The 16655-nt window shown below is 75.5% G+C and carries 17 protein-coding genes; 7 read left to right on the top strand and 10 right to left on the bottom strand.

Annotated features, from left to right (window positions below):
* Positions 1 to 60 precede the first annotated feature (60 nt).
* The 4 genes from msrB to H299_RS0112480 all read right to left on the bottom strand — a co-directional run bounded on the left by msrB (position 61) and on the right by H299_RS0112480 (position 3578).
* Positions 61 to 468: a peptide-methionine (R)-S-oxide reductase MsrB gene (msrB, locus tag H299_RS0112495; RefSeq protein ID WP_027748683.1), complete on the bottom strand. Its 408-nt coding sequence runs from the start codon at positions 466 to 468 to the stop codon at positions 61 to 63.
* Positions 469 to 554: 86 nt separating this feature from the next.
* Entirely contained in the window at positions 555 to 1949 is a 1395-nt protein-coding gene (gene murC / locus H299_RS0112490; RefSeq protein WP_037758760.1) for a UDP-N-acetylmuramate--L-alanine ligase, read from the bottom strand.
* A 189-nt stretch (positions 1950 to 2138) separates the two neighbouring features.
* Positions 2139 to 2606, bottom strand: a complete 468-nt coding sequence (locus H299_RS0112485) for a hypothetical protein (protein WP_027748681.1) — start codon at positions 2604 to 2606, stop codon at positions 2139 to 2141.
* A gap of 141 nt (positions 2607 to 2747) precedes the next feature.
* The gene (locus H299_RS0112480; RefSeq protein ID WP_027748680.1) at positions 2748 to 3578 is read right to left on the bottom strand and encodes a pyrimidine reductase family protein; all 831 of its coding nucleotides are present in this window, start codon (positions 3576 to 3578) and stop codon (positions 2748 to 2750) included.
* Between the two features lie 57 nt (positions 3579 to 3635).
* Here H299_RS0112480 and zapE point away from each other — a divergent pair, with 57 nt between their 5' ends.
* Both zapE and H299_RS0112470 read left to right on the top strand, forming a co-directional pair.
* Positions 3636 to 4745, top strand: a complete 1110-nt coding sequence (gene zapE / locus H299_RS0112475) for a cell division protein ZapE (protein ID WP_051262386.1) — start codon at positions 3636 to 3638, stop codon at positions 4743 to 4745.
* A gap of 106 nt (positions 4746 to 4851) precedes the next feature.
* Complete coding sequence (locus tag H299_RS0112470) at positions 4852 to 6261, top strand: alkaline phosphatase PhoX (RefSeq protein ID WP_027748678.1); 1410 nt, start codon at positions 4852 to 4854, stop codon at positions 6259 to 6261.
* 24 nt (positions 6262 to 6285) lie between these two features.
* Here the strand turns inward: H299_RS0112470 and H299_RS39930 are convergent, their stop codons facing one another.
* From H299_RS39930 to H299_RS39080, 3 genes are all read right to left on the bottom strand, one after another.
* On the bottom strand, positions 6286 to 6438 hold the full coding sequence (locus H299_RS39930) for a hypothetical protein (protein WP_199782432.1): 153 nt from the start codon (positions 6436 to 6438) through the stop codon (positions 6286 to 6288).
* A gap of 454 nt (positions 6439 to 6892) precedes the next feature.
* On the bottom strand, positions 6893 to 7561 hold the full coding sequence (locus H299_RS39085; RefSeq protein WP_027748677.1) for a hypothetical protein: 669 nt from the start codon (positions 7559 to 7561) through the stop codon (positions 6893 to 6895).
* A complete protein-coding gene (locus H299_RS39080; protein ID WP_106965782.1) occupies positions 7558 to 8478 on the bottom strand; it encodes an ATP-binding cassette domain-containing protein in 921 nt (306 codons plus the stop codon). The genes H299_RS39085 and H299_RS39080 overlap by 4 nt, the downstream gene beginning before the upstream one ends.
* Here H299_RS39080 and H299_RS0112450 point away from each other — a divergent pair.
* On the top strand, positions 8477 to 9295 hold the full coding sequence (locus H299_RS0112450) for an aminoacyl-tRNA hydrolase (protein WP_078512673.1): 819 nt from the start codon (positions 8477 to 8479) through the stop codon (positions 9293 to 9295). The genes H299_RS39080 and H299_RS0112450 overlap by 2 nt on opposite strands.
* 96 nt (positions 9296 to 9391) lie before the next feature.
* Complete coding sequence (locus H299_RS0112445) at positions 9392 to 10156, top strand: TIGR04222 domain-containing membrane protein (protein WP_027748675.1); 765 nt, start codon at positions 9392 to 9394, stop codon at positions 10154 to 10156.
* Positions 10157 to 10220: 64 nt separating this feature from the next.
* On the opposite strand, the gene hemQ is transcribed toward H299_RS0112445, so the two are convergent.
* From hemQ to hemE, 3 genes are read right to left on the bottom strand one after another with little or no spacing between them, the layout of a single operon-like run.
* Positions 10221 to 10937, bottom strand: coding sequence for a hydrogen peroxide-dependent heme synthase (gene hemQ, locus H299_RS0112440; RefSeq protein WP_027748674.1), 717 nt, complete (start codon positions 10935 to 10937; stop codon positions 10221 to 10223).
* A 22-nt stretch (positions 10938 to 10959) separates the two neighbouring features.
* Positions 10960 to 12468 (bottom strand): protoporphyrinogen oxidase, encoded by a 1509-nt coding sequence (hemG, locus tag H299_RS33775; RefSeq protein WP_078512672.1) that lies wholly within the window; start codon positions 12466 to 12468, stop codon positions 10960 to 10962.
* Positions 12465 to 13532 carry a uroporphyrinogen decarboxylase gene (gene hemE, locus H299_RS0112430; protein WP_027748673.1) on the bottom strand — a complete coding sequence of 356 codons (1068 nt, stop codon included), beginning with the start codon at positions 13530 to 13532 and terminating at the stop codon, positions 12465 to 12467. The genes hemG and hemE overlap by 4 nt, the downstream gene beginning before the upstream one ends.
* Positions 13533 to 13614: 82 nt before the next feature.
* Between hemE and H299_RS0112425 the strand changes: the two genes are divergently transcribed.
* From H299_RS0112425 to H299_RS0112415, 3 genes are all read left to right on the top strand, one after another.
* Positions 13615 to 14361, top strand: a complete 747-nt coding sequence (locus H299_RS0112425) for a DUF3000 domain-containing protein (RefSeq protein ID WP_027748672.1) — start codon at positions 13615 to 13617, stop codon at positions 14359 to 14361.
* Positions 14362 to 14511: 150 nt separating this feature from the next.
* Entirely contained in the window at positions 14512 to 15189 is a 678-nt protein-coding gene (locus H299_RS0112420) for a response regulator transcription factor (RefSeq protein ID WP_027748671.1), read from the top strand.
* Positions 15190 to 15347: 158 nt separating this feature from the next.
* Positions 15348 to 16619, top strand: a complete 1272-nt coding sequence (locus tag H299_RS0112415) for a ribonuclease D (RefSeq protein ID WP_027748670.1) — start codon at positions 15348 to 15350, stop codon at positions 16617 to 16619.
* Positions 16620 to 16655 lie beyond the last annotated feature (36 nt).

Genomic DNA, 16655 nt, shown 5'->3' with positions numbered 1-16655 from the left:
GCGCTACCTGGGCCCGGTCCGCTCGGGGGTGGACCGGGCCCCGGGGGCTTCGCCGCCCGCTCAGCTCTCGGCGGGGGCGAGCCGCAGAGCGATGGAGTTGATGCAGTACCGCTGGTCCGTCGGGGTCGGGTAGCCCTCGCCCGCGAAGACGTGGCCCAGGTGCGAGCCGCAGGCCGCGCACCGCACCTCGGTGCGGACGGCGCCCATCGAGGTGTCCTCCAGCAGCTCGACGGCCGAGGTGTCGGCCGGATCGTAGAAGCTGGGCCAGCCGCAGTGGGACTCGAACTTGGTGTCGGAGCGGAACAGCTCCGCCTGGCAGGCGCGGCAGTGGTAGACACCGGTGGTCGTGGTGTCCGTGTACTCGCCCCGGAAGGCCGCCTCGGTCCCCGCCTCCCGCAGCACGCGGTACTCCTCGGGGGTCAGCTCGGCGCGCCACTGCTCGTCCGGCTTGTCCATCTCGTACGCCATGGCCATGCTCCTTGGTCCGGTGGGGCCGTTCGGTCCGGGCATCCGGTCGGTCCGGGGGACGGGCCCGGCCGTCGGCTCCGTCCCGCTCAGTCCGCGAGGTGCTCCAGGATGCGCGGACCCAGTTCGGTGACGTCGCCCGCCCCCATGGTGAGAACGAGGTCCCCGGGCTTCGCCATTCCCGCGACCAGCCCGGGCGCCGCCTCCTTCGACGGCGCGAGGCGCACATCCGCCCCCGCCGTGCGCGCGGCCTCGGTGATCAGGGCGCTGGTCACCCCGGGGATCGGGTCCTCACGGGCCGGGTAGATGTCGAGCACGACGGACGCGTCGGCCAGCGCCAGCGCGGCGCCCATCTCGGCGCCCAGCTCCTGCGTGCGGCTGTAGAGGTGCGGCTGGAAGAGCACCAGCACCCGGCCGTCCGCCGCGCCGCCGCGGATGGCCTCGAGGTCGGCGGTCATCTCGGTGGGGTGGTGCGCGTAGGAGTCGATGACGCGGACGCCGCCCTCCTCGCCCTTGGGCTGTAGCCGCCGGTTCACCCCGGTGTAGCTGCCCAGCGCCTCGGCGAGGCCCTCGGCGGGGATGCCCAGGGCGGTGCCCGCGGTCAGCGCGGCGACCGCGTTGACCGCGTAGTGCGTGCCGGGCACGGACACCGCGAAGGTCAGCTCGCGGCCGTCCAGCGCGACCACGACCTCGCTGGTCAGGCCGTGGGGGGTGACGCGGAGCACCCGGACGTCGGCGTCGGCCGCCTCGCCGTAGGTGCGGACGCGGGGGGCGTCGCCGCGCGCGCGGATGCGCCGGGTCAGCTCGCGGGCGCCGGGGTGGTCGGCGGCGACGACCAGCGTGCCGCCCTCGCGGACGCGGCCGACGAAGGTCTCGAAGGAGTCGTAGATCTCCTCCAGCGAGGCGTAGTTGGCGTGGTGGTCCAGCTCCACGTTCAAGATGATCGCGACTTCCGGCGCGTACTTGTGGAAGCTGCGGTCGCTCTCGTCCGCCTCGGCGACGAAGATCTCGCCGCTGCCGTGGTCGGCGTTCGAACCGGGGACGTCCAGGTCGCCGCCGATCGCGTACGAGGGGGCCAGGCCGAGCGTACGGAGGCTGACGGCCAGCATCGAGGTGGTGGTCGTCTTGCCGTGGGTGCCCGCCACCGCCAGCGCCCGGTGCCCGGTCATCAGCGCGGCCAGCGCGTCGGAGCGGTGCACCACGGGGATGCCGCGCGCGGTGGCCTCGGCCAGCTCCGGGTTGCCGGGGCGGATGGCGCTGGAGACGACGACGCAGTCGGCGTCCTCGGCCAGATGCCGGGCGTCGTGCCCGAGGTGGACGGTCGCGCCCAGCTCGCGCAGCGCCAGCACGCTCTCGGACTCGCGGGCGTCGCTGCCCGCCACCCGGGCACCGCGCTGCGCCAGGATCTTCGCGATCCCCGACATCCCGGCGCCGCCGATGCCGATGAAGTGCGGACGTTCCATGGCAGGCGGCACGGCTGTCATCGCGGAGGGCTCCCAGGGTCGTACGGATGCGCGGGCGCGGCGGGCGGGCTCACGCCGCGTCCAGCCTAAGCGCTCCGGGCACGGCACCGTGCCGGGGTGACCGGCACCAGCCTCCGGGGGCGTGCGTTCACCGCCCGGGCGGCGGGGCACGGAGCGCCCGGCGGGCTGCCCGGCGGGCTGCCCGGCGGGCTACTCCGCGTGGGCGAAGAGCTTCAGCACCGGGACGCCCACCCGGTGGCGGGCGCGCGAGGCCCAGTCGCGGTGGAAGAACTCCTCGACCAGGTGCGGAGCGGTCAGAACGACGACCTCGTCGGCGCGGGTCTGGGAGACGACCGAGGTCAGCAGGTCGAGCGGGTGCTTCTCGATGATCTGTCCGACGGCTTCCACCCCCGCCTCCCGCAGCGACTTCAGCGAGTGCTCCAGCGCCAGCCGGGCGGGCTGGAGGGCCTCCCCGCCCTCCGGCTCCTCACCCTCGTGGACGGCCTCCTCCAGCTCGCCCAGCGCCACGTCGTCGAGTGCGCGCAGCAGCCGGTCCTGGTCGCCGCGCGGCTGCATCAGCACGACGAAGGAGACCGGCTCGTCCCCGTGCAGGGTGGTGACAAGCTCCACGTCGGCGGACACCAGCGGCTTCTCGATCATCAACACGGTCGTGAACACGACGGGTGCCCTTCTTCTACGCGAGGCCCGGAGACCCCAACAGAAACCATTCTGCCCCGCGCACGCACGGGGCCTGCGCTCTCCTCAGTCTGCCCGATCAAGAGTAAGCGGAATCTGTTATTCCGCTGATTCGCCGGAGCATCACGGGGCTACTGTCGAATTGTTGTTCGACTTGCGGTAGCGGGTGAAGAGGAACCCTGCCTCCTCCAGCACCGAGGCGAGGACGAACTCGGCGGGCACCGCCGCCTCCGGCCCGTCCATCACCCGGGGCGCGGTCCCCAGCGCGACGCGGGGCGCCAGCGCCAGGCACAGCTCGTCCAGCGCACCGGCCGCCGTCAGCTGCCCGAGCAGCCGGGGGCCGCCCTCGGTGAGCTGCCGCGTCAGGCCGCGCTCCGCCAGCAGCGCCGGGATGCGGGCGGGGTCCACCCTGGCGCTCTCGCCCGCGAACACCACCTCGGCACCGGCCGCGCGGGCCGCGCGTACCCGGTCGGCGGCGGCCCCGGCACCGGTGAGCAGGAGCGTCGGCACCAGCGGCGCGGTGAACAGCGGCAGCGAGAAGTCCAGCTCCAGCCCGGCGCTGACCACGGCGATCGCCGGAGCCGGCCCCTGGCCGGCCGCCGCACGCCGCTCGGCGAACGCCGCCCGCGCGCGGGCGGGCCGGTACCCCTCGTGGCGCACCGTCTCCGCACCCACGACCACCACGTCCGCGAGGCCGCGCAGCACGCCGAAGACGCGCATGTCCGCCTCCGAGGAGAGCGGCTGCGAGCGGCCCCCGTGGTGGGCGGCGCCGTCCAGCGAGCAGACCATGTTCGCGCGCAGCCAGTGCCCGGGGCCCTCCGGGTAGGCGTACGCCGCCGCCAGCCTCTCCAGGCCCCACTCGGCGCCGGACCCGGCGGGCGGACCGGCGGCCCCCGGGGTCTCGGCAGGTCCCTCGGGCACGGCGGGCTGGTCGGAGGGGAACAGACGTCGCATACGCGGCAGTGTGGCATGGCACACCGGACGGGCACCCGCGCATTACGGCGCCGTAGCATGAGAAGCGTGTCCACCACCGCCACCCACACAGCCGAGTCCATACCCTCCTCGCCGCTCTCGCTGTGCGCCCGCGAGCCGAGGGTGCCCGCGGGGCGGCTGGTCGCCGAGATGGTGCCGCCGCCGCGCTTCGACGCGGTGCGGTTCGACACCTACATACCGGACCCGGGTCAGCCCAGCCAGCAGGCGGCGGTGGCGGCCCTCAGCGGCTTCGCGGCGGGCCTGTACGGCGCCGCACCGGCGGAACGCGACCGCAAGCCGTGGTTCCGCAGGGGGCGCGCCCAGGGGCGGCGCGGCCCGGGAGCGCCGCAGGGCGTCTACCTCGACGGCGGCTACGGCGTCGGCAAGACCCACCTGCTCGCCTCCGTCTGGCACGCGGCCCCCGCACCGCCGGAGCGCAAGGCGTTCGGCACCTTCGTCGAGCTGACGAACCTGGTCGGGGCCCTCGGCTTCCAGCAGACCGTGCAGACCCTCAGCGGCCACGCGCTGCTCTGCATCGACGAGTTCGAGCTGGACGACCCGGGTGACACCGTGCTGGTCTCCTCGCTGCTGAGCAGGCTCGTCGAGGAGGGCGTGGCGATGGCGGCCACCTCGAACACGCTGCCCGGCAAGCTCGGCGAGGGCCGCTTCGCCACCGACAGCTTCCTGCGCGAGATACAGGGCCTGTCCGCGCACTTCCGCCCGCTGCGCATCGACGGCGAGGACTACCGGCACCGCGGCCTGCCCGAGGCACCCGAGCCCAGCACCGACGAGGAGACCGTACGGGCCGCCCGCCGCACCCCGCACGCCGCGCTGGACGACTTCCCCGCGCTGCTCGACCACCTGGCCCGCGTCCACCCCAGCCGCTACGGCGCGATGTGCGAGGGGCTGGCGGCGGTGTGCCTGACCGGGGTGCGGACGGTGTCCGACGAGGCCACGGCGCTGCGGCTGGTCGTGCTGGCCGACCGGCTCTACGACCGCGAGGTGCCGGTGCTCGCCTCGGGAGTGCCGTTCGACCGGCTCTTCAGCGAGGAGATGCTGCGCGGCGGCTACCGCAAGAAGTACTTCCGGGCGATCTCGCGGCTGACCGCTCTGGCACGGGACGGCGAGCGGCTCGCGCGCCTGCCGTAGGCCATCCGGCGCGCGACAACGGCCCGTTGTGCCTAGTGCTCCTGCGGGTGTCCCCGTGATAGACCACGTTCCCAGTGATTCCTGTCCGCCAGCAGGAGGAGGAACGATGTCCGCGACACGACGTCAGATGCTTGCCCGCTCCGGTGCCCTGGGAGCGGGCATCGCCTTCGCCGGGAGCATCCCGGAGGTCTTCGCCGGTACGGCGCAGGCCCAGGGCACCGGCGGGGGGCGCGGCTACGGCCCGCTCGTCCCGGACCCGGAGGGCCTGCTCGACCTGCCCGAGGGATTCCGCTACGAGGTGCTCTCGCGGGAGGGCGATCCGCTGCGTTCGGGCGAGGGCCGGGTGCCCAGCAGCCACGACGGCATGGCCGCCTTCGGCGACGGGCGCGGCCACGGCTACGGGCCCGGACGTACGGGCTCCCACGGCAGCGTGTGGCTGGTGCGCAACCACGAGAACCGCAAGGGCCGCACCAAGATCGCCGTCCCCGCCGTGCGGGGGCTGACCTACGACCCCGAGGCCGAGGGCGGCTGCACCGTCCTGGAACTGGACCGGCACAACAACGTACGGGCGGAGGGCGTGGCCATCGCCGGCACCTCCACCAACTGCGCGGGCGGCCACACCCCTTGGGGCACGTGGCTGACCTGCGAGGAGACCGAGTTCAAGGCGGGTGAGCAGGGCTACACCAAGGATCACGGCTTCATCTTCGAGGTCGGTGTCCGGCCGGACCAGCGCACGGTGCCCGAACCGCTGAAGGCGATGGGCCGGTTCGCGCACGAGGCGATCGCGGTGGACCCGTCGAACGGGGTGATCTACGAGACCGAGGACGCCTTCGAGGCGCCCTTCGGGCTCTTCTACCGCTTCCTGCCCCGGCGCCCCCGGGGCGGCTTCGGGTCCCTGCGGGCCGGGGGCGTGCTGGAGGCCATGCGGGTGCCGGGCGTGCCGGACCTGTCGGTGGTGAAGGAGCCGGGCAGCACGTTCGAGGACATCGAATGGGTGCCGGTGCCGGACCCGCTGGCGGCCGAAACCCCCATCCGGGACCAGGACTTCGGGCGCGGCGGCATCATGCACGCGCAGAAGCTGGAGGGCTGCTACTGGGGCGGGCGCTGCGTCTACTTCGTCTCCAGCTTCGCCAAGAGCGCGATGGGGGCGGGCGGCGACCACTACGGGCAGGTCTGGCGCTACGACCCGGAGCGCAACGACCTGACCCTGGTCGTGATCTTCGGCCCGGACAGCGATCTGGACATGCCGGGCGAAGAACCGGACAACATCGCCCTGGCACCCAGCGGCGGACTGATGGTCTGCGAGGACGGGGAGGGCGCGCAGCACGTCTACGGCCTCACCCGCAAGGGCACGATCTACCCGATGGCGCGCGGCAGGCAGGACATCGGCACGCCGGAGGAGCCCGCCTGGGGCGAGTTCGCGGGCGTCACGTTCTCCCCGGACAGCCGGACGATGTTCGTCAACTGCTACGCGCCCGGTACGACGTTCGCGGTCACCGGGCCCTGGCGGCACTGACCTGCGGCGGGCCCGCCGCAGCCGTCAGCCGGAGCAGGCGCTCCGCTGCGCCTCCTGCCACTCGCACACCGGACAGCGCGTCACACCGGGCGCCGTGACGGGATACTCGCTCGGCTCGCCGCACTCCGTACACGCGGCGCGCTCGACGAGGGGCCCGGTGCCGGGCTGCTGCTCCATGCCGACGATTCTAGATCGTGCCCGCGACGGCGCGGTCCGCTCGGGGTGCGGGGCGCGTCTCGGCCTCCGGCAGCCGAGCACACCCGCCAGGCGGGGTCATCCCCGTACCGGGCGTACGGGGATGGCCCCGCCAACACGACGGGCCGGGGAGGGGCCGTCCCCCGGTCCTGGAGGACCGGGGGACGGCCCCTCCCCGGCCCGTAATGACCAAGGACCAGCACCTCCCCCAGACCCGCCAGGGCCGAGGCATGGCAACTCCCCCGCCCCACCAGGACCAAGAGACGGCACCTCCCCAGCCCACCAGGCCAAGGGATGGAGTCTCCCCAGGCCCCCAGGGCCAAGGGATGGGGTCTCCCCAGGCCCTCTGGGCCGAGGGATGGGGTCTCCCCAGGCCCTCTGGGCCGAGGGGACGTGTGCCGGCGCCCCCTGGCCCGGCCGCCCCGGCCCGCGCCGCTCACCGGCGGCGCGGGACCAGCCGGCAGGCCGCCCAGGCCGCCGCCGCGGCCACCGGCAGCGCGGCGGCCAGCGGCAGCCACGGCACGGGCACCGCGCCGTCGCGGGAGGCGCTCACCAGGCCGCGCACCGCCGCGTTCGCCGGGGACGCGCCCGCGACCAGCACCAGCAGCACGGCGAGCAGCGACGAGGGCACCGCCCAGCCGGGGCTGCGCAGGAAGGGACGGTTGCACAGGGCCCCGACCGCCGTGCCGAAGAGCACACAGGTCAGCGCCGCCAGCAGGCCCGCGCCCGCCGCGGGCACCAGGGGCACGGCGGTGCGGCCGTCGTTGGTGTGCGGATCACTCAGCACGGTCACCACCAGCACCCCGGCGGCGCCCAGCACCGTGGCCGCCAGCAGCCCGGCAAGCAGGCTCGCCAGATGGGTGCGAGCGGGCCCGGCGGCTGCGGCGACGCAGGCCCGGGCGGCCTCCGGTTCGCCGGTCACACAGACGCGCACCAGCCACGCGGACACCGGCAAAAGCGCGGCGGCGGCGAAGCCCAGCGAGTCGAGCAGCGGCTGGCCCTGCTGGAGCCCGACGGCGGCGATCGCCGCGTAGAGCAGCAGCGGGGGGAGCCAGCGCTGCGAGCGCAGCAGCAGCGCGAGTTGGTAGCGCACCAGTGCGATCACAGCCGGGGACCGCCTTCCGCGACGGGCGGCTGCGGGGTGGACGGCTGCGGGGTGGGCCGCTCCTCAGCCACCGCCGGGGGTCTCGTCCGCACCGCGTCGATGTGCCAGGGCGGCCGGGCCGCCAGCAGTGCGCGCAGCAGCGCGTCGGAGTACGGCGCCGCCACGGTCAGCCGTAGCGTGCCGTCCGGCCCCGGCGACTGGCTCGGCCCGCCGGGCAGCCCGGCGGGCAGCAGCGCACCGGGCGGCCCGGTCACCGTCACCCCTACCGACGGGACCTCCGGCGCGCCCTGCGGGGCGCCGTCGTCCGGCGCGGCGTCCACCCGGCCGTCCGCGACCCGCAGCAGCCGCTGCGGAGCGCCCGCCAGCCGCCGGGGGTCGTGGTCGACGAAGACGACGGTGCCGCCCGCCGCGACCCGCTCGGCCACCGCGCGGTCCAGCTCCGCGCGGGCGGCCGTGTCGAGGCCGGTCCACGCCTCGTCCAGGACGAGCAACTCCGGCTCGGCCAGCAGCGCCTGGGCGACGGCGACCTTCTGGCTGGTGCCCTTGGACAGTTCCGCCATCGGCGTACGGGCGTATCCCCCGGCGCCGAGCCGCTCCAGCCATTCCCCGGCCGCCCGGCTCGCGGCGTCCCGGCGCAGTCCGCGCACCCGCGCCAGATGGGACAGGTAGCCCTGTGCGCTGAACGGCAGCGCGGCGGGGAACCGCTCGGGCACGTACGCGGTACGGCGTGGACGCCCGGTGATCCGGCCCGCCGAGGGCGCGTCGATGCCCGCCAGCAGGCGCAGCAGCGTGGACTTGCCGCTGCCGTTCCCGCCCGCCACCCGCACCAGCGCGGCACCGGGCAACTCGCACCGCACACCGCGCAGCACCCACGGACCTCGCGGACCGTAGCGCCGCCCCACCTCGCGGAGTCTCATGGCCAGGAATCCTAGTGCGCCGTCAGGCAGGGGTTCCCCCGCTGCTGCCCTGGGCCCGGCGAGCCGGGGGACGAGCGCAGCGCCCGGGAGCGTCCGGCAGACTTGCCGCGTGAACGACACCGGCCAGGACCTCCAGGACGCGCCGACCCGCTACGTGCTGCCGCTGGTCGTGCGCATCGAGCGGGCCGCGCCGCCGTCGCGTACGGACGCGCTGGAGACCGCCGCCCGAGCGGTGCTCACGCTGCTCGCCGATCCGCGCGCCGCCGGGACCGGGGACGCCGCCGAGGGGGAATGGCACGAGCGGGTGCGGCTCTGGGAGGAGCGCGGCATCCGCAAGGTCGTACGCCGCGCGCGGGGCGCGGAGTGGCGCCGTGCGGAGGCACTGCCGGGGCTGACGGTGACCGGCCGCTCTGCCGAGGTGCGGGCCTTCCCGCCGGTGCCGCTGGACGGCTGGCCGCCCCACCTCGCGCGCCTCCAGGTCTCCGGTACCGAGCTGACCGATCCGGCCGGAGCGGCGCCGCCGCCCGGCGGCGCGGAGCCCGTGCTGTGGCTCAACCCGGAGCTGGAGATGTCGGCGGGCAAGGCCATGGCACAGGCCGGGCACGCCGCGCAGTGCGCGTGGTGGGAGCTGGATGCGCGGGCGCGCGGGCGGTGGCGGGAGGCGGGGTTCGCGCTGGCGGTGCGCACCGCACCGTCGGCGGCGCGGTGGGCACGGCTCACCGGCTCGGGGCTGCCGGTCGTCCGGGACGCGGGCTTCACCGAGATCGCCCCGGGGTCCTGCACGGTGGTCGCCGACCATCCCGCGCTGCGCGGCTGACGGGCACGGGCGGCGGAGTCGCGGAAATCCGCTGTGCTGTCCGGGAGGTGAAATACGCGCTGGCGCCCGCGGTGCCGCTCCGGATAGAACCGCACCATGTGGGTGCTCTTCCTCCTCGCCGCCTGGGCGGTCGCCGCCGCCGCCTGCGTGCGGCTGTGCCGGGCGGTGCCGCCCGCCGCCGCGCCGGAGCGGGCGGCTGCCGCCCGGCAGCTCACCCTCTACGAGACGGCGTACCTCTCCGGCGGCCCGCACCGCGTCACCGATCTCACCCTGGTGGCGATGGACCGGGACGGGCGGCTGCTGCTGGCGCACACCGGCTGGGCCACCGTCGTCGATCCGCGGGGCCGCGACGACCTCGAACGCACGGTGATCACGGCCCTGGGCCCCGGCGGCCAGTCCCTGGTGGCTCCGCTGCGGACGGCCGTCGCCGGCACCGACGCCGTACGGGCGCTCGCGGACCGGCTCACGGCGGCGGGGCTGGCGGTGCCAGACCCGGTCCGCAGGCGGCTGAACGCCGCGCTGCGGCAGTTGCGCGGCGCGGCGGTGCTCGTGCCGCTGGCCGGTGTGGCGGCGGAGTGGGCGGGGGGCGGCCCGGACGCCGTGACGCGGGCGCTGTGGTTCGCGCTGCCGTGGACGCTCGTCCTGGGGACGCTGCTCCTCTCGCACCGCGAGCTGCGGGCGGCCACCGGCTGGGCCTCCCCGGCGGGCCTGCGGCAGCTGCCCCCTACGGCCGGCGGGGACGCCGCGGACGGCCGGGCGGCGCTGACCGCGCTGGCCGTACACGGCCCCGCCGTGCTCGCCGAACCGGAGCTGCGCGCGGCGCTCGGCGGGGGCCGCGCCGCGCTCCGGCCGTTCCGCTGACCGCCGGGCGCCGCGCGGCCGGGGCGCCGGGGCATCGCGCCCCGGGCGCCGCCGGGCCGGGGGCTCAGGCCAGACCGGCGACCAGCTCGGTGACCGCCTTGCGCCTGCCGGTGTAGAACGGCACCTCCTCGCGGACGTGCAGCCGCGCCTCGGAGGCCCGCAGGTGGCGCATCAGGTCGACGATCCGGTGCAGCTCGTCGGCCTCGAAGGCGAGCAGCCACTCGTAGTCGCCCAGCGCGAAGGACGCCACGGTGTTGGCGCGTACGTCCGGGTAGCCGCGGGCCATCTTGCCGTGGTCCGCGAGCATGCGGCGGCGGTCCTCGTCGGGCAGCAGGTACCAGTCGTAGGAGCGCACGAACGGGTAGACGCAGACGTAGTCGCGCGGGGACTCGTCGGCCAGGAAGGCGGGGATGTGCGACTTGTTGAACTCGGCGGGGCGGTGCAGCGCCATGTTCGACCAGACGGGCTCCAGGTGGCGCCCCAGGCGGGTGCGCCGGAAGCGGTTGTACGCGTCCTGGAGCGCGTCGGCGGTCTCCGCGTGCCACCAGACCAGCACGTCGGCGTCGGCGCGCAGGCCGGAGACGTCGTACGTGCCGCGCACCGTCACGTCCTTGGCGGCGAGCTGGGCGAAGAGTTCGTCCACCTCGTCGGCGTACCCGGCGCGGTCCTCGGGGAGCACGTCGCGCAGCCGGAAGACCGACCAGAGGGTGTAGCGGATGCTCTCGTTGAGTTCCTTGGCCTTCTTGCCCGCGTGCGGTGCCTTTTCCGGTTCAGCAGTCATGGCCTCATTGTCCTCTGCGGCCTCACCGGATTCGCGCGAGGGTCTCCTGTGCGGCCCGCTCCCCGCCGCCGACACAGGCCGGGATGCCGACGCCGTCGTACGCGGCCCCGCAGACCGCCAGCGGCGGCAGCGGCGCCAGGTCCAGGCGGATCCGCGCGACGCGCTCCAGATGCCCGACCGGGTACTGCGGCAGTCCGTCCTCCCAGCGGGAGACGACCGTGTCCACCGGCTTCGCGGTGATCCCGGCCGCCGCCTCCAGATCGCGCAGCGAGGCGGCCGCCAGCTCCTCGTCCGGCCGGCGCAGCTGGTCCTCCTGGCCGAACCGGCCCAGTGAGGTGCGCAGCACGAACAACTCCGGGTCCTGCGCGGCCGTCCAGCGCCACTTGGCGGCGGAGAAGGTGGCGGCCTTGATGGAGCGGCCGTCCACCGGCGGCACCAGGAAGCCGCTGCCGGGCGGGTCGGCGCGCAGGTCGGCGCGCCGGAAGGCCAGGGTGACCAGCACCATCGAGCTGTACTCCACCGCGTCCAGTTCGCGGGCCGCCGCCGGCGCCTCCTCGGCGAGCAGCCGCGCGGCGGCGCCGGCGGGCACGGCCAGCACCACGGCGTCCGCGTCCAGGCCGGTGCCGTCCTGGAGGGTGACCCGCCAGCCTCCCGCGCCGCCGGTGTCCGCCTCGGCGGCCGTGCCGGAGGCACCCGTGCCAGCGGGACCCGTACGGCGCAGGGCGCGTACCGGCGCACCGGTGCGCAGTGCGCCGCCCGCCGCGCGGCAGGCCGCCGCGGTGGCCTCGGCCAGCCGCCCGACGCCGCCCTCGATGCCCAGGAAGACCGGCTCGCCCGCGGTGCCCCGCGCCGCCGCCTCCTCGGCGCGGCGCGCCAGCAGCGCGCGGACTCCGGCCAGCAGCGAGCGCCCGTCGCGCGCCGCCTCGTAGAGCTGCGGTACGACGGCCCGCATGGAGAGGCGGTAGGCGTCGCCCGCGTACACGCCGCCCAGCAGCGGCTCCACCAGCCGGTCCACCACCTCGCGGCCCAGCCGCGCGGCGACGTAGGCGCCGACCGCCACGTCCTCGCCCAGTTCGGTGGGCGGCAGCCGCGCGTCCTCGGCGATGCGGGCGAGGCCCTCGGGCGAGACCACTCCGTCCAGCGCGGCCGGGTCGGCGGGCACGCCCATCACATGGCCGGTGGGCATGGGGCGCAGCGCTCCGCGCGTCCACACCGCGGCGCTCGCGGTCGCGGGCGGCTGGAGCGCGTCGCCCAGGCCGACGGCGCGGGCCAGGTCGATGGCCTCGGGGCGCCGGGCCAGGAGGGACTCGGCGCCCAGGTCGACTGCCGCGCTGCCCGCGACGTCGCCGGTCAGGAGCTTGCCGCCGAGCCGTCCCGACGCCTCCAGGAGCGTCACCGAGGCACCGTCGGCCAGCAGGCGGCGGGCGGCGGCCAGTCCGGCGATGCCGCCGCCGATCACAACAGCGCGGGGGCGGCGCGGCGCGTGCGCACCCGGGACGGTCGCGGCGCCGGCCGCTGCGTGCCCGCTCACGCCCGTACGGTCCGCTCGTGCACGTGGGCGACCAGGCGGGTGAGCGCGTCGGGGTCGGTGTCCGGCAGGACGCCGTGGCCGAGGTTGAAGATGTGCCCGGGGAGGCCGGCCGCCGCGGCCAGCACCTGGTCCGCCTGCTCCTCGACGGCCTCGCGCGGGGCGAAGAGCACGGCGGGATCGAGGTTGCCCTGGATCGCGGTACCCGGTCCGACGCGGCGGGCCGCCTCGTCCAGCGGGACCCGCCAGTCGGCGCCCACCACGTCGGCACCGGCCTGACCCATCAGCCCCAGCAGCTCGCCCGTACCGACGCCGAAGTGGATGCGCGGCACGCCGTAGCCCGCTACCGCGTCGAAGACCTTGGCGGAGGCGGGCAGTACGGAGTGGCGGTAGTCGTGGGGGCGCAGGGCGCCGGCCCAGGAGTCGAAGAGCTGGACCGCGGAGGCGCCGGCCTCGATCTGCACCTTCAGGAAAGTGGCCGTGATCTCCGCGAGCCGGTCCAGCAGGTCGGCCCACAGCTGCGGGTCGCCGTACATGAGGGCTTTGGTGTGCTCGTGGTTGCGCGAGGGGCCGCCCTCGACCAGGTAGCTGGCCAGGGTGAACGGCGCGCCCGCGAAGCCGATCAGCGGGGTGGCGCCCAGCTCGGCGGTGAGCAGGCCGACGGCCTCGGCGACGTAGGAGACGTCGTCCGGCTCCAGCGGGCGCAGCCGCGCCAGGTCCGCGCGGCTGCGGATGGGCTGCTCGACGACCGGGCCGACGCCGGGCTTGATGTCCAGATCGAGGCCGATGGCCTTGAGCGGGACCACGATGTCGCTGAAGTAGATCGCCGCGTCGACGCCGTGGCGGCGGACGGGCTGGAGGGTGATCTCGGTGACGAGGTCGGGCCGCATGCAGGAGTCCAGCATCGCGGTGCCTTCGCGCACCTTGCGGTACTCGGGCAGCGAGCGCCCCGCCTGGCGCATGAACCAGACCGGCGTGTGCGGCACCGGTTCACGGCGGCAGGCCCGGAGGAAGGCGGAGTCCTGGGTGGCGGTCGGCGGGCCCGGGGGGCGGTTGTTGGCACTCACGGTCAGAAGTCTCGCACGCAGCACGGGGCGCCGTTCGTGTCCCTACCGGTGCGGACCGCCCCCTGCGCCTACTCTTCCGCCCATGGCAGCGGCTCGAGCACAGACGGCGGGGGACTCCGGCGGCACACAGGAGGCGGGAGGGGACGAGGCTCCGCTTCTGTTCCGGCAGGCGGTGGCGGCTCTGGAGGGCGTACGGCACCGGGCGGAGGTGTCCTTCGGGGCGCTGCCCGCACCCAAGCGGCTCGCGCCGTTCGCACACGCGGTGGAGGTGACGGTCGAGGACGGCGGCGAGGAGCTGGCGGACGGCCGGTTCGTGCTGCTGCACGACCCGCGGGAGCCGGAGTCCTGGGGAGGCGCGTTCCGCGTGGTCACCCTGGCGCGCACCGAGCTGGAGCCGGAGATGGCGGCTGACCCGCTGCTGCCGGAGGTGACCTGGTCCTGGCTGACGGGGGCGCTGGAGGCGCGTGCGCTGGAGTTCGGGGCGCCCAGCGGGACGGTGACGCGGTCGGGCTCGTACTTCTTCGGGGAGCTGGCCGCGCGGCAGACGCAGAGCGAGCTGGAGATCCGTGCCAGCTGGTCCCCGGCCCCGCCCGGTATGCCGCCCCGGGACGGGGAGCGGGCGGGGCCGGGGGGCGGCGCGGCTGCGGACGGGGGCGGGGGCGCGCCGGATGTGGCGGCCCATCTCGCCGCGTGGTGCGACATGTTGTGCCAGTGCGCGGGGCTGCCGCCCGGCGGCGCGGACGGAGCCGGCGGGGCGGAGGGCGCGGCCGGGTCCGAGGGGGTGGTGGTGCTACCACTGCCGCAGCGCCGGGGCCCGCAGCCGCTGTGATGAGGCGTGTCGGTTGCAGACTGTCGATCGACCGTCCGAATTGCACCAATTGTTATCACTGATTCGTGATCATTCCCTAAAGCGGGACGGGCTGGCTGCCGAAGGAGTCTGTGACCCTTCCACCCCCAGTGACTCCCCCCAGGAGGCCCGGTGTCTGTTCTCCTCGAGCACCCCACGAGCCTGGTCGCCTACCGCCCGAACAAGCCGACGGCCATGGTCGTCGTCGCCGACCCCCGAGTCCGTTCCACCGTGACCCGCCACCTGTGGGCGCTCGGCGTACGGGATGTGATCGAGGCGTCGTCCATCGCGGAGGCCCGCCCCCGAGTCGGCAACCCACGTGACATCTGCGTGGCCGACGTCCACCTGCCCGACGGATCAGGGCTCACCCTGCTCTCCGAGACCCGCGCCGCGGGCTGGCCCAACGGCCTCGCCCTCTCCGCCGCCGACGACATCGGCGCCGTCCGCAACGCACTCGCGGGCGGCGTCAAGGGCTACGTCGTCACCGGCACCCGCAACAGCCTGGGCGGCGGCATGCCCACCCGGCACGGCGCCGCGCCCATCGGCTCCGCCGCCGCCCGCATGCACCGCAGGCCCGGCGGCGGCCCCGGGGGGCCCGGTCACCCGGGCGGCCACCGGGAACTGTCGGGCCGCGAGGTCGAGGTGCTGCGACTGGTGGCGGAGGGCCAGTCCAACAAGGCGATCGGCGTCTCGATGGGCCTGTCCGCGCTGACCGTCAAGAGCCACCTCGCCCGCATCGCCCGCAAGCTGGGCACCGGGGACCGCGCCGGGATGGTCGCCGTCGCGCTCCGTACCGGCATCATCCACTGACGCACCGCGCACCACCGCCCCACCCATCCGCGGGCACGCCCCAGGCACCCCACACCGCCCGCCGACCGCCACATCCCGGCACACCCGAAGCGCCCGCCGACGGAACCTCCCCGTCGGCGGGCGCTCTCGCATCGCGAGGGCACAGCTACCCTTGAGCGGTGACCGACGCCCAAGAGACCGCATCAGCAAACCCAGCTCAGGCCCCTTCCGAGGAGTCCGGTCCGGCGCCGGTCCCCCTGCTGGAGCCGCGCGAGGGCATCCCCCCGGTCACCGCCACGGCCGAGGCGCTGAGCGGGGTCGTCGCGGCCTTCGCGGCCGGCACCGGCCCGGTGGCCGTGGACGCCGAGCGGGCCTCCGGCTACCGCTACGGACAGCGGGCGTATCTGATCCAGCTGCGGCGCGAGGGCGCGGGCAGCGCGCTGATCGATCCGGTCGGCTGCCCCGACCTCTCCGAGCTGTGCGCGGCGCTCGGCGACGCCGAGTGGGTGCTGCACGCCGCCACCCAGGACCTGCCGTGCCTGCGCGAAATAGGCATGGTCCCCGACCGCGTCTTCGACACCGAGCTGGCCGGGCGGCTCGCCGGGTTCGCCCGCGTGGGGCTCGGCGCGATGGTGGAGAAGGTGCTGGGCTACGCCCTGGAGAAGGGCCACTCGGCCGTCGACTGGTCCACCCGCCCGCTCCCCGAGCCGTGGCTGCGGTACGCGGCGCTCGACGTCGAACTGCTGGTCGACCTGCGGGACGCCCTGGAGGCCGAGCTGCGCGAGCAGGGCAAGCTGGCCTGGGCGCTCCAGGAGTTCGCGGCCATCGCGGCGGCACCACCGCCCCCGCCACGCAAGGACCCCTGGCGGCGCACCTCGGGGATGCACAAGGTTCGCAGGCGGCGGCAGATGGCGATCGTGCGGGAGCTGTGGGCCGCGCGGGACGCCATCGCGCAGCGCCGCGACGTCTCGCCGGGCAAGGTCCTCTCCGACGCGGCGATCGTCGAGGCCGCGCTGGCCATGCCGGCCAACGTGACGGCCCTGGCCGCACTGCCGGGCTACGGGCACCGCATGGGGCGCCGCCAGCTGGAGCAGTGGCAGTCCGCGGTCGAGCGGGCACGGGCGCTGACGGATGCCGAACTGCCGCAGCACGGCCAGCCGTTGAACGGCCCGCCGCCGCCCCGCTCCTGGGCGGACAAGGACCCGGACGCGGCGGCCCGGCTCAGCGCGGCCCGCGCGGCGGTGACCGGCCGGGCCGAGGAGCTGGACCTGCCGCAGGAGAACCTCCTCACCCCGGACACGGTGCGGCGGCTGTGCTGGGAGCCGCCCGCCGAGCGGTCCGAGAGCGCGGTCTCCGAGGCGCTGCGCGGTTACGGGGCGCGCGAGTGGCAGATCGACCAGACGGCGCCGCTGCTGGCCACCGCGCTCGAGGCGGCGGCGCCCGCGGAGTGACGGCGGCGCGTGTGAGGTGAACCCCTCGGGGAGGTC

The organism is Streptomyces sp. CNH287 (genome assembly GCF_000424825.1).
The sequence above is the reverse complement of the archived record's forward strand: the minus strand, read 5'-3'. Positions and strand labels throughout refer to the sequence as shown.